The 13,983-nt window shown below is 31.2% G+C and carries 13 protein-coding genes and 1 tRNA gene (1 of these 14 only partly in view); 3 read left to right on the forward strand and 11 right to left on the reverse strand.

The window, feature by feature from the left end; genetic code table 11:
* The first annotated feature begins 79 nt into the window (after window positions 1-79).
* Window positions 80-1,759: a gliding motility lipoprotein GldJ gene (gldJ, locus tag IFB02_RS02005; RefSeq protein WP_191072973.1), complete on the forward strand. Its 1,680-nt coding sequence runs from the start codon at window positions 80-82 to the stop codon at window positions 1,757-1,759.
* A 68-nt stretch (window positions 1,760-1,827) separates the two neighbouring features.
* The gene (locus IFB02_RS02010; protein WP_191072974.1) at window positions 1,828-3,111 is read left to right on the forward strand and encodes a UDP-N-acetylmuramoyl-tripeptide--D-alanyl-D-alanine ligase; all 1,284 of its coding nucleotides are present in this window, start codon (window positions 1,828-1,830) and stop codon (window positions 3,109-3,111) included.
* A 33-nt stretch (window positions 3,112-3,144) separates the two neighbouring features.
* Here the strand turns inward: IFB02_RS02010 and IFB02_RS02015 are convergent.
* The 10 genes from IFB02_RS02015 to IFB02_RS02060 form a co-directional block, all read right to left on the reverse strand.
* A tRNA-Val gene (locus tag IFB02_RS02015) sits at window positions 3,145-3,219 on the reverse strand.
* 64 nt (window positions 3,220-3,283) lie between these two features.
* A complete protein-coding gene (locus IFB02_RS02020) occupies window positions 3,284-4,501 on the reverse strand; it encodes a bifunctional folylpolyglutamate synthase/dihydrofolate synthase (protein WP_106688194.1) in 1,218 nt (405 codons plus the stop codon).
* Window positions 4,501-5,364, reverse strand: a complete 864-nt coding sequence (locus tag IFB02_RS02025; RefSeq protein WP_106688193.1) for an energy transducer TonB — start codon at window positions 5,362-5,364, stop codon at window positions 4,501-4,503. The genes IFB02_RS02020 and IFB02_RS02025 overlap by 1 nt, the downstream gene beginning before the upstream one ends.
* Before the next feature lie 7 nt (window positions 5,365-5,371).
* Window positions 5,372-5,764 (reverse strand): ExbD/TolR family protein, encoded by a 393-nt coding sequence (locus IFB02_RS02030; RefSeq protein ID WP_106688192.1) that lies wholly within the window; start codon window positions 5,762-5,764, stop codon window positions 5,372-5,374.
* A gap of 1 nt (window position 5,765) precedes the next feature.
* Window positions 5,766-6,470: a MotA/TolQ/ExbB proton channel family protein gene (locus IFB02_RS02035; protein ID WP_106688191.1), complete on the reverse strand. Its 705-nt coding sequence runs from the start codon at window positions 6,468-6,470 to the stop codon at window positions 5,766-5,768.
* Between the two features lie 63 nt (window positions 6,471-6,533).
* Window positions 6,534-7,928, reverse strand: a complete 1,395-nt coding sequence (gene nhaD, locus IFB02_RS02040; protein WP_106688190.1) for a sodium:proton antiporter NhaD — start codon at window positions 7,926-7,928, stop codon at window positions 6,534-6,536.
* 4 nt (window positions 7,929-7,932) lie between these two features.
* Window positions 7,933-9,159, reverse strand: coding sequence for a Glu/Leu/Phe/Val dehydrogenase dimerization domain-containing protein (locus IFB02_RS02045; protein ID WP_106688189.1), 1,227 nt, complete (start codon window positions 9,157-9,159; stop codon window positions 7,933-7,935).
* A 162-nt stretch (window positions 9,160-9,321) separates the two neighbouring features.
* Window positions 9,322-10,830 carry a hypothetical protein gene (locus IFB02_RS02050; protein WP_191072975.1) on the reverse strand — a complete coding sequence of 503 codons (1,509 nt, stop codon included), beginning with the start codon at window positions 10,828-10,830 and terminating at the stop codon, window positions 9,322-9,324.
* Window positions 10,823-11,470 (reverse strand): hypothetical protein, encoded by a 648-nt coding sequence (locus tag IFB02_RS02055; protein WP_191072976.1) that lies wholly within the window; start codon window positions 11,468-11,470, stop codon window positions 10,823-10,825. Before IFB02_RS02055 ends, IFB02_RS02050 begins: the two co-directional genes overlap by 8 nt.
* A gap of 96 nt (window positions 11,471-11,566) precedes the next feature.
* Complete coding sequence (locus IFB02_RS02060) at window positions 11,567-12,631, reverse strand: anhydro-N-acetylmuramic acid kinase (RefSeq protein WP_191072977.1); 1,065 nt, start codon at window positions 12,629-12,631, stop codon at window positions 11,567-11,569.
* Window positions 12,632-12,725: 94 nt separating this feature from the next.
* On the opposite strand from IFB02_RS02060, the gene IFB02_RS02065 reads away from it, so the two are divergent.
* Window positions 12,726-13,868 (forward strand): acyl-CoA dehydrogenase, encoded by a 1,143-nt coding sequence (locus IFB02_RS02065; RefSeq protein WP_191073164.1) that lies wholly within the window; start codon window positions 12,726-12,728, stop codon window positions 13,866-13,868.
* Window positions 13,869-13,922: 54 nt separating this feature from the next.
* Here IFB02_RS02065 and IFB02_RS02070 read toward each other — a convergent pair whose 3' ends face one another.
* Window positions 13,923-13,983, reverse strand: partial view of a helix-turn-helix domain-containing protein gene (locus IFB02_RS02070; protein WP_191072978.1) — the end only. 2,378 nt of this gene lie beyond the right edge of the window; 61 of the gene's 2,439 nt are visible here — the last part of the coding sequence; its start codon lies off the right edge, out of view; it ends in the stop codon at window positions 13,923-13,925.

Consider the following 13,983-nt stretch of genomic DNA (forward strand, 5'->3'; position numbering starts at 1 on the left):
AATGCTAAAAACACTTGTAGTGTTGGGTTAAATTCTTATATTGCGTCCTCTTAAAACACAAAATAATTATACTAAACGTATGAATATGAAAAAAGTAATTGTATCAAGGTTATTTTTAGCACTTGCAGTCTCTTTAACCTTGGTTGGTTGTAAAAGATCTGGTGGTGGCTCTAACACATCAAGAGCAACTGGTTGGGATATTAACTCTAAAGATGGTGGTTTTCAATACAACACCAAATTTAAAGAGCAAGAAACAGCTCCAGGATTAGTCTTTGTAGAAGGTGGTACTTTTACAATGGGTAGAGTTCAAGACGATGTAATGCACGATTGGAACAATACACCAAACCAACAACATGTACAATCTTTTTACATGGATGAAACGGAAGTTACCAACAAAATGTACTTAGAGTATCTTGATTGGATTAAAAGAACTTATCCGCCAGAAGAAGAAAACTTTAGAGCAATTTACAACGGTGTTTTACCAGATACTTTAGTTTGGAGAAATAGATTAGGATATAACGAAGTAATGACTGAAAACTATTTACGTCATCCTGGTTATGGAGAATATCCAGTAGTTGGTGTAAGTTGGATTCAAGCTGTAGAGTTTGCTAATTGGAGAACTGACCGTGTTAACGAATATCAATTACAAAAAAATGGATATTTAAAACAAGGTAGCGAATTAGAAGCAACAGCAGATGCTAATTTTAGTACAGATACATACATTAATAGTCCAACTCAAACTTTTGGAGGAAACGAAGAAGTTTTAAGAGGTGGAAAATTAAAACCACAAACTAATGCTGCAGGAGAAGAAATTAATGTTTACGCAACTAGAGAAACAGGATTAATTTCACCTAAATACAGACTACCAACAGAAGCAGAATGGGAATATGCAGCTTTAGGATTATCTGAGGTAAGAAGTTACAACGTGTACAGAGGACGTAAAAAATATCCATGGGATGGACAATATACGCGTTCTGGAAAACGTAAAATTAAAGGTGATCAATTAGCTAACTTCAAGCAAGGTAAAGGAGATTACGGTGGAATTGCTGGTTGGTCTGACGATGGTGCAGATATTACAGCTCAAGTAAAATCTTACGATCCTAACGATTTTGGTTTATATGATATGGCTGGAAATGTTGCAGAATGGGTTGCCGATGTTTACAGACCTATAGTTGATGATGAATTTAATGACTTTAACTACTATAGAGGTAACGTTTATACTAAAAACGTAATAACAGAAGAAGGTACAGTTAAAGTTGTAACAACAGACGAAATTGTATTTGACACTTTACCAAACGGAGATATAGTAGCAAGAGATTTACCAGGTGAAATAGCTACTCAACCTGTTGACGAAAAAGAAACTTATTTAAGAACTAACTTTGATAGAAGTGATAACAGAAACTTCAGAGATGGAGATGTGCAATCTTCAAGATACTACAGTGATTTTGATGAAGACGAAGGTGAAGCATCTACAGATGAGTTTACAAGAAAAATGTACAACTCTCCAAAACATAACATAGAAGTTGATTCTTCAGGAAAATTCATTAGAGAGTACGATAAGTCAAGCAGACGTACTTCATTAATTAATGATGAAGTAAGAGTTTACAAAGGAGGATCTTGGAAAGATAGAGAGTACTGGTTAGATCCTGCACAAAGACGTTATTATCCACAAAATATGGCTACAGATTACATTGGTTTTAGATGTGCTATGTCAAGAGTTGGATCTAAGTCTAAAGGTCAAAGAAAGACTAAAAACTAAAAAGATTTACTTTTTTAAAATAAATTAAAGTCCTAACTTAACAGTTAGGACTTTTTATATTAACCTATATGACAATACAAGAATTACATCAACTATTTCTTTATAGCTCTGGAATAAGCACAGACACAAGAAAAATAACTAAAAATTGCTTATTCTTTTCTTTAAGTGGAGATAACTTTAACGGAAATACTTTTGCAAATCAAGCATTAACAAATGGTGCAAAGTATGCAATTGTAGATCAGGAAGAATATAAAACAAATAGCAATACCATTTTAGTTAAAAATAGTCTTGAAACATTACAAAAGTTAGCAAACTATCATAGAAGATACCTTGGCTTAAAGATTATAGCGCTAACTGGAAGTAATGGCAAAACAACTACTAAAGAACTAATTAATACTGTCCTTGCTAAGAAATATAATACAATAGCAACTGTTGGAAATTTAAACAACCATATAGGCGTACCATTAACACTTCTATCAATGAATAAAGACACTGAAATTGGTATAGTAGAAATGGGTGCAAATCATCAAAAAGAAATCGCTTTTTTATGCAAAATAGCAGAGCCAGATTATGGGTATATCACTAATTTTGGAAAAGCACATTTAGAAGGTTTTGGTGGTGTAGATGGAATTATAAAAGGCAAGAGTGAATTATACGATTATTTAATTGAAAATAATAAAACTATATTTTATAATATTGATGATGAAATTCAAAAAAATAAATTAAAACTTTATCAAAAAACAATCTGTTTTACTTCAACTGAAAGTGAATGCGAAAACCATATAAAACTGATAGAAGTAAATCCATTTGTTAATTACTCTTTCAACAATATAAAAGTTGAATCTAAATTAATTGGATCTTATAACTTTACTAACCTTTGTGCTGCGACAACAATTGGTAAATATTTTAGCATTGAAAATATAGATATTAAAACTGCTATAGAAAATTATATTCCAAACAACAATAGATCTCAAATTATTGAAAATGGAAGTAACAAGATAATATTAGATGCTTACAACGCTAATCCGTCAAGTATGGAAGTAGCATTAGATAATTTAAATAAGCTATCTGACAAGACTAAAATAGCTATTCTAGGCGATATGTTCGAACTTGGTAAAGATGCAGAAATAGAACATCAAAACATCGCAGATTTATGCTCTAAATTTAATCTTAATAAAGTATTCTTGATAGGAAATCATTTTAATAACATCTCTACATCTGATAGTAAAATTATTAAATTCCAAACTCTAGAAAGTTTTGAAGAAAATTTTATTCCTTTTAAAAATTCAACAATACTTATAAAAGGATCACGAGGAATGGCTTTAGAAAGAATTTTAAAACTATTAAAATAAAAAAAGGTCTTCTAAAGAAGACCTTTTTTTTTGTGGGCGCGAAGGGATTCGAACCCCTGACCCCTTGGGTGTAAACCAAGTGCTCTGAACCAACTGAGCTACGCGCCCTTCGTAATTGGATTGCAAATATAAGACAGATTTTGAATCTGCAAAAACTTTTTTGAAAAAAATTTTAAAAAATTTCAGCAACTACAAATGTACTACCTCCAATATATACAACATCTGTAGGTAAAGCTTGAGAAATAGCAGCATTACTAGCCTCATTAACAGAACTATAACTGTTCGCGTCAAAGTTAAGTTCTAAAAATTGGCTTAATAATTTTTTTTCTGACATACCTCGAGGAACATCAGGTTTACATATATAATATTTTGCATTTTTAGGTAATAATGACCAAATTTTGGTTAAATCCTTGTCATCAACAACACCAAAAACAATATGTAAATTATCATATTGTTCTTTTAATAATTGATTGATTGTAATTTTTAAACCTTCATAGTTATGTGCTGTATCACAAATAACCTTAGGATTGTTTTGTAATATCTGCCATCTTCCTTTTAATCCTGTATTCAAAACAGTATTAAGCAATCCTGATTTTATATTTAAATTAGAGATTTTATAGTTTTTCTGTTTTAGAATTTCTATTACTTTTAATACACCTTTTATATTTTTCTGCTGGTAATCACCAATTAAATCTGTAGGATATGTTTTTATTTCAGATTGATCTGCAAAGAATATTTTAGAATTATTTTGATTTGCAATGTCTTCAAAAACTGTTTCTATTTCTTTTTGAGTTTCACTAATCACTACAGGAATGTTAGGTTTTATTATACCTGCTTTTTCTGAAGCTATTAATGGTAACGTATTACCAAGAAACTGTGTGTGATCATACCCAATATTAGTTATTAAAGATACTTCTGGAGTAATTATATTTGTTGAATCTAATCGTCCACCTAAACCTACTTCTATTATGGCAATATCTACTTTTTGTTTTGCAAAATAGTCAAACGCCATACCAACGGTCATTTCAAAAAAAGATAATGGATTTACTTCAAAAAAAGATCTATTTCTTTTAATAAAACCGATTACAAACTGCTTACTTACTTCTACTCCGTTAACCTTAATTCGTTCTCTAAAATCTTTTAAATGGGGTGACGTATACAAGCCTACTTTATAACCAGCTTCTTGTAAAACAGATGCTAGCATATGACTGCTAGATCCTTTACCGTTAGTACCAGCTACATGGATAGATTTAAATTTATGTTGCGGATTATTTAAGTGATTAGCTAACAACAATGTGTTAGTTAAATCTTTTTTGAATGCTGTTTTACCTTGCTTTTGGTACATTGGAAGCTGAGTAAACATCCAATTAACAGTCTCTTGATATGTCATTAGTTTGGTTTGAAATTTATGTTAACATAACCAACTTGTTCTATTTTTGAGTTTGGATCTGGATTGAATTTAAAAGACATAGCTGTTTTTTTAGCTGCTTGGTATAAACAAGCATCAGCTTTTGTACCTTGTATACCTGGTTTAGCACTAACTACGTTACCATTTCTATTAACACGAATTTCTACAACAACAATACCATATTCATTATCACATTCAGGAATAAATATTTTATTACTTAATCGTTCTCTTCCTCTTAAACCAAATCCAACTCCTCCACTACCAGAACCTGAACCATCACCAAAATAACTTGGTGCATAAGGATCTCCGTTTAACTGACCTTTATCACCTGCTTGGTTGTCATCTCCTTCACTTCCACTAGATTCACCATCAGAGTTATTAAGTCCGCCCATCATAGCATCTAGTTTTGCTTTCTTTTTTGCTTCATCTTGACGCTTTTTTTCTTCTGCTGCAGCCTTTTCTTTAGCTTTTCTTTCGGCTTCTGCTTTTGCCTTAGCTTCTGCTTCTTTTTGTTTTTTAATTGCTATTGCCGCTTCAGAGTCTTGAGTAATCACTTCTTCTGAAGTTTCATTTGTAGATGCTGCAGCTTCTTCCTTAGTTTCTTCTTGTGCTTGTTCTTCTTGTGGCTGCTTATTAATATTTAAGTTTTCAGATTTTACAGGGTTATCTGGTTGGACATTACCACTTCCTACAGCAGAGTTACCAAAATTAACTGCAACACCATACTCTTCTGGCGGATCCATATAAGGCGGACCAACTACAAATAACAACAATATTAAAATAACCATAATTAAAGCGGTTATTTTTGCTGAATTTTGCTCGTGTTTGGTGTTTAAATATTTCATCTGAAAATTACTTAGACTTTACCGCTAAAGTAGATTTAATCTTATTTCGATTTGCAATATCCATAATATAAACTACATGTTTCATCTCTACATCTTGATCTGATCGTATAGTAATACTTGGCGATTCTGATTGACCAACTTTTGCTAAAACTTCTGTTTCTAAATTATCTTTAGACACTTTTTTCATGTCTACATAATAATTAACATCTTTATCTACGCTTACAGAAACATTTTTTGTTTGGGTAGTTTTACTTGAAGATTTAGGCAAAAGTAAGTCTATCGCTTCTGCCGAAACTAATGTAGATGCAATCATGAAAAAGATAAGTAATAAGAAAACAATGTCGGTCATGGACGACATGTTAAATTCTGGGGTAACTTTATTTCTTCCTCTTAATCGCATATTAACTAGGTTCGTTTAATAAGTCTAAAAATTCAAGTGAATTAGCTTCCATTTGATACACCACTTTATCAGTTTTTACAACTAAATGGTTATAAGCAATATAAGCAACAATACCTACAATTAAACCACCAACAGTTGTAGTCATAGCTGTGTATAAACCGTCTGCTAAGGTTTTAATATCTATTGATCCTCCTGAATTGGCTATTTCAAATATTGATAAAATCATACCAATTACTGTTCCAAGAAAACCAATCATTGGCGCTGCACCAGATATAGTTGCTAAAACACTTACGTTTTTTTCTAGATTATAAATTTCTAATCTTCCTGCGTTTTCTATTGCTGTATTAATATCTTCTAAAGGTTTTCCTATTCTAGAAATACCTTTACTTATTAATCTAGAAACTGGTGAATTTACGGTAGAACATAAATTTTGAGCAGAATCAATTTTACCATTACTAACGTAATCTTTAATTTGATTCATAAAATTAGCATCTATTTTAGACGCTTCTTTTATAGCTAAAATACGCTCAAAATAGATGTAAACTGCCATAATTAATAACACAAATAATAATGCTATTATAACCATTCCTGCTGTACCGCCAGTTGTAATTAACTCTATTACAGATAATGTTTTTTCAACAGATTCTCCATCTTGTAAAACTTCTGAAGCGTCTTGAGCAGTGTCTTGTATTATTGTACTTATCATAAGTTTCTTTTAGGTATGATATATTGGTAACGTTTAATTTTTATTTTTCTTGTAAATCAGTTTTTAAAATAGTGTTCTTGTCCAGAAAAAAGTTAATGCTCCTGCTAAGAAACCAACTAACGCTAACCAAGATATCTTTTTTAAATACCAGAAAAAGTCTATTTTTTCCATTCCCATTGCTACAACTCCTGCTGCAGAACCTATAATTAACATACTTCCTCCTGTTCCTGCAGAGTATGCTATAAAGTGCCATAACTCATTATCCATAGGCTCAGAGAACATTCCTAAACTTGCCGCTACTAATGGTACGTTATCTATAACCGCAGATCCAATTCCTAGTAATAAAATCACTAAATCTGAAACGCCTTCACCATGTAATTCTGTTCCCATCATTGGCATACTTTCTTTTAACGTATTAGCAAAACCAAATAAAGTTCCTAAAGATTCTAATGCTGCTACAGCCATTAAAATTCCTAAGAAAAATAAAATACTTGGTAACTCGATTTTTGATAGAGAACTATGTACTGGACTATGGTGTGCATGAGCATCACTTTCGGTATGATTTACTTCTGCTAAACTAAATTTAGAAGAACTATATACTTCTGCAAATACAGCAACTACACCTAAAGCTAACATCATACCAACATATGGTGGTAAGTGTGTTACAGTTTTAAAAATAGGAACAAATACTATTGCACCTAATCCTAAATATAACATTGTAGAACTATACTTACTTTTTGGCTTATCTTCTACATCATCTTCAACCTCTAATTGACCTTTAAATGCTGGTAAGAAAGACGCTATAAACGATGGTATAACCATACATACTAAAGATGGTAGTAATAAATAACCTACTAAATGCCCAACAGATACCTTTTTACCAATCCAAAGCATTGTAGTTGTCACATCTCCAATTGGTGACCAAGCTCCACCAGCGTTTGCTGCTATGATTATAATACCTGCATACCAAATACGTACGTCTCTATCTCTTACTATTTTTTGTAAAATAGAAATTAATACAATTGTTGCTGTTAGGTTATCTATAATTGCAGATAATATGAAAGCTAAAATTGAAAATATCCAAAGTATACTTTTCTTATTTTTAGTTTTAATGAAGGTTTTGATTGTCGAAAATCCATCAAAATAATCGATAATTTCTACAATAGTCATTGCGCCTAATAAAAACACTAAAATCTCAGCTGTTTTACCAAGATGATGTAATAATGTTTCCTCCATTAAATGCATTCTGCTTTCATGTCCCATAGAAGTATAACCTTCTACTAAACCGTGGTTAGCCGAGTCAAACCATTGTGGAAACGCATCTATTCCTAAAGAAATTAAAGCCCAACTTATTGCCATCATTACCAATGCTGGTATAAGCTTGTCTATTTTTAAATTATGCTCTAATGTAATGGCTAAGTAACCAATTACAAATACTAAAATTATTGCTGTTTCCATGTGTTTAGATAAGTTGTTTTAATGCTAATTCGAATGCTGTTTTACTAATTTCGGTTTTTAACGGACTTTTATCGTGTACGTTTTGTATTGCTTTTTTAATTATTGAAGACGTATCATTAAAAATAGCTTCGTCTGTCATTTGCACTTTACGTTCCATAAAATAAGCAAATACACGTGCCATACCGCAATTAGAAATAAAATCAGGTATTAAACTTACACGTTGATCTGTATGCTCCATTATTGGTCCAAAGAAAATTTCTTTATCTGCAAATGGTACATTTGCACCACAAGAAATTACTTCTAAACCTGTATTTATCATCTGATCTATTTGATCTTGAGTAATTAAACGTGATGCTGCACAAGGTGCAAATATTTCGGTTTCAAGAGACCAAACGCGTTGATTCATTTCTTCAAACGGAATCATGTTTTCTGCTAGTAAAGTATTTCCGTTTTTATTTAAAAAGAACTCTTTAATTTCTTCAAAAGTAAATCCGTTTTCATTAATTACTCCTCCAGAAATATCTATAATTCCTACCACTTTTGCACCCATTTGAGCTAAGTAATAAGCTGCTGCAGAGCCAACATTACCAAATCCTTGGATTACGGCACGTTTTCCTTTTACATTTCCGCCATAAATTTCATAATAATGTTTTACAGCTTCGGCAACACCATAACCAGTAATCATATCTGCAACAGTATATTTTTTTGAAACGTCTGGTGAATAGTTTACATTTTCTAAAACCTTGATTACACCTTGACGTAATTGACCGATACGATTAATTTTATCTGCTTCTGTTGGTTGAAAGTGACCATTAAATACACCTTCTTGCGGATGCCAAACACCTGAATCTTCTGTGATTGGAATTACTTCGTGAATTTCATCTACATTTAAATCTCCACCAGTTCCATAATAACTTTTTAATAAAGGTGAAACTGCTTTATACCAACGCTCTAAAACACCGCGTTTTCTTGGGTCTTTTGGATCAAAATTAATTCCTGATTTTGCACCACCAATTGCTGGTCCAGATACAGTAAATTTTACTTCCATTGTTTTGGCAAGAGATAAAACCTCGTTCATATCTAATCCCTTGCGCATACGTGTACCGCCACCAGCAGCGCCACCACGTAAAGAGTTTATAACTGTCCATCCTTCTGCATCTGTTTCTGAATCTTTCCAGTTAAATACAATTTCTGGAGCCTTATTTTCGTAAATTTTTAGTAAGTCTTTCATTTAATTATTAAGAATAAAATCAACTAGTTAGTTTAGGTTTAAACAGGTTTTTAGTTGATTCATTTTTTTGAAGAATTGTTAATTAGTAACAACAAATATAAAAAACAAAAAATGGCTTTAAAAGTAAAGCCATTTTTATTATTATAAATTATTGTTAAGTTTTTAGTTTAATGTCATTTTTCCAAATGCATGATATAGATTACCATAGCCATAAATAGCAAAATTGGTAGTATCTATTTGTTTTGTAAAGGTTGGTGCAAAATCTATCATTAAATCTTCGCCACCAACTTTACTGTCCCAAAATGGTACAATTGTTTGTTCTCCAGCATCGTCAATTGTGTTTAAAACAACTGCTCTTGCTTCAATTTTTCTACTACCTAAAACAATTTTTTTCTCTTTTAAAACGTATTCTTTTTCTGTTGTTAGCAGATTTAATTTTCCGTTATCTAAAAAAGGGTAAAATGAGGCAATACGCTTAGCTTCATTTTTATAAGTGTCTGAATATTTTAAGTAAGACTCGTACTTTACATCTCCTGCTGTATCTAACTTTACAACTATTCCTGGACCTATATTATACGTGTAATCATACTCAAAACTTGCGCCTTCTTTTAAAGCACTTTCGGATTTAAAACATTCACCAATTAAATAGATGTTGTTATCTTGAGTTAGTACATTTTGAACTGTTAAATCTAAAAAGCCCTTACCTAAAACTTTTTTAAGTATAGCGTCTGACCAACCTTGATTGATTACTAAATTTCCGTTAGTTATATCGTAAAGAAAAAAGCTTTTATCTTTTTTTCCGCCAACCGAAATACCTGGTTTTACATTATCTGTCGCAAAACCTATTAGATAATTTGTATTAGCTACAGTTATTACTTTACTGTCTGAAATATAAAACTCTGGAGCAGAAACTTGTTGTGTGTTTATATCTGTTCCGTTTATTGTAATAACAGTTGTTTTTGGTTCTTTTTTAAAAATATCTGTATGTTTTACAATATGTATTGTTTTATCATTAGTGATGTAAAGCTGTTCTTTGTAAGCTCTTTCGCTTTCAAAATTTAAAGTGAAATTTGAATTAGCTATTTCATTTAAATCTTTATCAAATAAAACTGTTGTAATTTTTTCGTTTTGCTTTTTCTCAAAAACATTATTTACTAAAACAGCTAATGTGTTTTTGTCTGGAGAAATTTCTACATTAAAAAAACCTGAGTTATTTACTTTTTCTATAGGTAAGGTAACTAGCTCTTTTTCTTCTGAAATAGTAAAGCTATTATTATCGAATACTTGAACGTATAGCACGTTTTTACCATCTTTTTTTAAAGCAATATTAGAGAAAAAGTAAAGTTTGTTATCGCCTTCTATAACATCTATTAAAGTAGCATCCATGCGTTGACGTTGTGGTAATTTAAAATTTACATCTTTTAAAACTTGACGATTGTAATCATGCTTTGTAATGTAAATTAGCTTTGGTGCGTAAACATGAGATCCTGATTTTTCTATACTATAGATTGTAAAATCTTCTGTTGTAGGAAAAATAATATTTGGATTTTGATATCCATTATGACCATTTTTTGCCCAATCTGTCCAAGTAAAATTGGCGGTTTGAGAAAACACTGTTGTAGATAATAAAATAAACAACAGTGTTAGTGTATTAAATTTTGTTTTATTCAAAATGTGCGTTGTATTCGTTTACAATTTTTAAAATACCTAAAACGCGATATCCTTTTTCTTTGCTTTTTATTTTTTTAGCTAATTCTGGAAAATCACTCACGTATTTACTCATTACATTTTTAAAGCTAAACAATACCTTTGGCGAAGCAAATTTTAGGTAATCATCACCATCTTTTACTGCTAACACTTCTGTTTGAATTTTGGTACCATCAAAGTCTAAAATAATCTCTTTGTTGCCATCTTTTTTAAGTGTCATTTCTGCACCTTTATCATCTTCTACTCTTATGTAATAATCAAAAAGACTAATTTTTCCTTCTACTGTTCTTAATAAAAAGACTTTTGTATTTCCGCTTAAACCTTCGTAAGGATGTGTTTCGTAATAATCTTCTCCAATTTTATAGGCTTTTAAATCTTTTGGATCATAAACTACTGGTTTATCTTCTAATGTTTTAAAGAATTTCACTTTACGTTGACTTTTAATTTTTAAGAATCTTTTTAAGTAACCTTCTATCTTTTCTCCTTTATTAGTGATTATGTAACCTGGCAACTTTTCTGATCTGTCTTCCCAATTATCATCAAAATCTTGAGCATAAGTTAATCCAGAAATTAGTAATGCAAATGCTAGTAATAGTTGTTTCATTTTTTTAATTATTTATTAATTGTTATTATTTTTTGATATACTTTTCAAAAGCTGTACCAAAGCTTCAAAAGTAAGTAAACTACTGATATTGTAGTGTTAAAATTTATAAATCTTCCCAGAAGAGTGATCTTTACTTGCTCCTGTAACAGATGCTAAACAGTTATTTTCTTCTCTTAATTTTAAAACACCTAAAAAACCAAAGATTAATGCTTCTTTAAACTCTATTAATTCAGCAGATGGAATAACGATTTTAGCATTGGTTAAAGCTTTAATTCTTTCAACTAAAAAATCATTATACGTTCCGCCACCAGTTAGCAAAACAGATGCATTATCTTTTTGGTTAATCACTTTTGCTATTTGTTGCGCCACATGATGGGTCATAGTGTGCAAAATATCTTTTACTTCTAATTTGTAGTTATCTATTAATGGGAAAATTTGCTGTTCTACCCATTCCAATCCTAAGGATTTTGGATATGATTTTTTATAGAAATTTAAAGCATTTAATTGCTCTAATAATTGTTGATTTATTTTTCCTTGTGAAGCTATATATCCCTTATCGTCATAGTCAATCCCTAATTGTTGTACGTATTTATTAAGCACAATATTTACTGGACAAATATCGAAAGCGATGCGCTGCTTATTAATTAGGGTAGACACGTTTGCAAATCCGCCAAGATTAATACAATAATCATACGCCGAAAATAAAAGCTGATCACCAATTGGTACTAATGGCGCGCCTTGACCACCAAAATGTACATCTTGTACTCTAAAATCACATACAACAGTTTGTTTTAATTGTTCTGCCAATACAGGTAAATTTCCGATTTGATACGTTAATTTTTGTTCTGGTTGGTGTAATGCGGTATGACCATGAGAGCAAACAGCATCAAGGTGATTTATGTTGTTTTTTTTAATGAAAGTCGTAATAACTTCAGCTAAATAATTGGTGTAATCAACATCTATTTGCTGTAAATCTTCTTTTGATTTTTGAGTTAAGTTTTTTAGTTGTCTGAGCCAATCTTCAGAATAAGAAATTGTAGTCGAATTTAAAATTTGAAATTGCCAAGTTTCATTTTTAGTGAAATGGATTTCTGCTAAATCAATTCCGTCTAAAGATGTCCCAGACATCACACCAACAACTTTGTAATTATCTTTTATCATATAATGTAAAAATAACTATAACGATTGAAAAAATGCTAATAAAGAGTTATCTTTGAGAACATTTTTTATTGAATTAACAATTTTATATACCACTATGGATTTTAATCTTACTGAAGAACATTTAATGATACGCGACGCTGCTCGTGATTTTGCTAGAACCGAATTATTACCAGGCGTTATAGAACGTGACGACAAGCAACAATTTCCGCAAGAATTAGTCAAAAAAATGGGTGATCTTGGATTTATGGGAATTATGGTTGATCCTAAATACGGCGGAAGTGGTATGGATACGATTTCTTACGTATTAATTATGGAAGAATTATCTAAAATAGACGCATCTGCTTCTGTAATGGTATCTGTAAATAACTCTTTAGTTTGTTACGGTCTTGAAGCTTTTGGAACAGAAGAGCAAAAACAAAAATACCTTACTAAACTTGCAACTGGTGAGCAAATTGGTGCATTTTGTTTAAGTGAACCAGAAGCTGGTAGTGATGCAACATCGCAAACAACTACTGCAATAGACAAAGGTGACCATTATGTAATTAATGGAACAAAAAACTGGATTACCAATGGTGGTCGTTCTGATGTTTATTTAGTAATTGCACAAACAGACAGAGAAAAAGGACACAGAGGAATCAATGCTTTTATAGTTGAAAAAGGTATGGAAGGTTTTGATATTGGTCCTAAAGAAGATAAATTAGGAATTAGAGGAAGTGATACACATACGCTTCAATTTAACGATGTTAAAGTACCAAAAGAAAACAGAATTGGTGAAGACGGATTTGGATTTAAATTCGCAATGAAAACACTTTCTGGTGGACGTATTGGTATTGCTGCACAAGCTTTAGGTATTGCTTCTGGAGCTTACGAGTTAGCTTTAAAATATAGTAAAGAGCGTAAAGCTTTTGGTACCGTAATTTGTAACCACCAAGCTATTGCTTTTAAACTTGCAGATATGTATACAGAAATTGAAGCTGCACGTATGCTAGTAATGAAAGCTGCTTGGGATAAAGACCAAGGTAACAATTACGATATGTCTAGCGCTATGGCAAAATTATACGCTAGTAAAGTAGCTATGGAACAAACTGTTGAAGCTGTACAAATACACGGTGGAAATGGTTTTGTAAAAGAATACCATGTAGAGCGTTTAATGCGTGATGCAAAAATCACTCAAATTTATGAAGGTACTTCTGAAATCCAAAAGATTGTAATTTCTAGAGGTGTTATTAAAGGATAACATTTTAATTATATAAAATTGAAAAGGCTTCACATGAAATGTTGAAGCCTTTTTTTATGAGTTTAATTCGTCTAAAACCAACCTAATTTCACCATAACTATATTTATCATCTAGT

Source organism: Mesoflavibacter profundi, from assembly GCF_014764305.1.
In the GTDB taxonomy this organism is placed as follows: domain Bacteria; phylum Bacteroidota; class Bacteroidia; order Flavobacteriales; family Flavobacteriaceae; genus Mesoflavibacter; species Mesoflavibacter profundi.

Coding starts and splice junctions, on each gene's coding strand:
- IFB02_RS02065 (WP_191073164.1), top strand. CDS start 12,726: ATGGATTTTAATCTTACTGAAGAACATTTAATGATACGCGACGCTGCT.
- IFB02_RS02035 (WP_106688191.1), bottom strand. CDS start 6,470: ATGATAAGTACAATAATACAAGACACTGCTCAAGACGCTTCAGAAGTT.
- IFB02_RS02025 (WP_106688193.1), bottom strand. CDS start 5,364: ATGAAATATTTAAACACCAAACACGAGCAAAATTCAGCAAAAATAACC.
- gldJ (WP_191072973.1), top strand. CDS start 80: ATGAATATGAAAAAAGTAATTGTATCAAGGTTATTTTTAGCACTTGCA.
- nhaD (WP_106688190.1), bottom strand. CDS start 7,928: ATGGAAACAGCAATAATTTTAGTATTTGTAATTGGTTACTTAGCCATT.
- IFB02_RS02020 (WP_106688194.1), bottom strand. CDS start 4,501: ATGACATATCAAGAGACTGTTAATTGGATGTTTACTCAGCTTCCAATG.
- IFB02_RS02055 (WP_191072976.1), bottom strand. CDS start 11,470: ATGAAACAACTATTACTAGCATTTGCATTACTAATTTCTGGATTAACT.
- IFB02_RS02060 (WP_191072977.1), bottom strand. CDS start 12,631: ATGATAAAAGATAATTACAAAGTTGTTGGTGTGATGTCTGGGACATCT.
- IFB02_RS02010 (WP_191072974.1), top strand. CDS start 1,828: ATGACAATACAAGAATTACATCAACTATTTCTTTATAGCTCTGGAATA.
- IFB02_RS02030 (WP_106688192.1), bottom strand. CDS start 5,764: ATGCGATTAAGAGGAAGAAATAAAGTTACCCCAGAATTTAACATGTCG.
- IFB02_RS02045 (WP_106688189.1), bottom strand. CDS start 9,159: ATGAAAGACTTACTAAAAATTTACGAAAATAAGGCTCCAGAAATTGTA.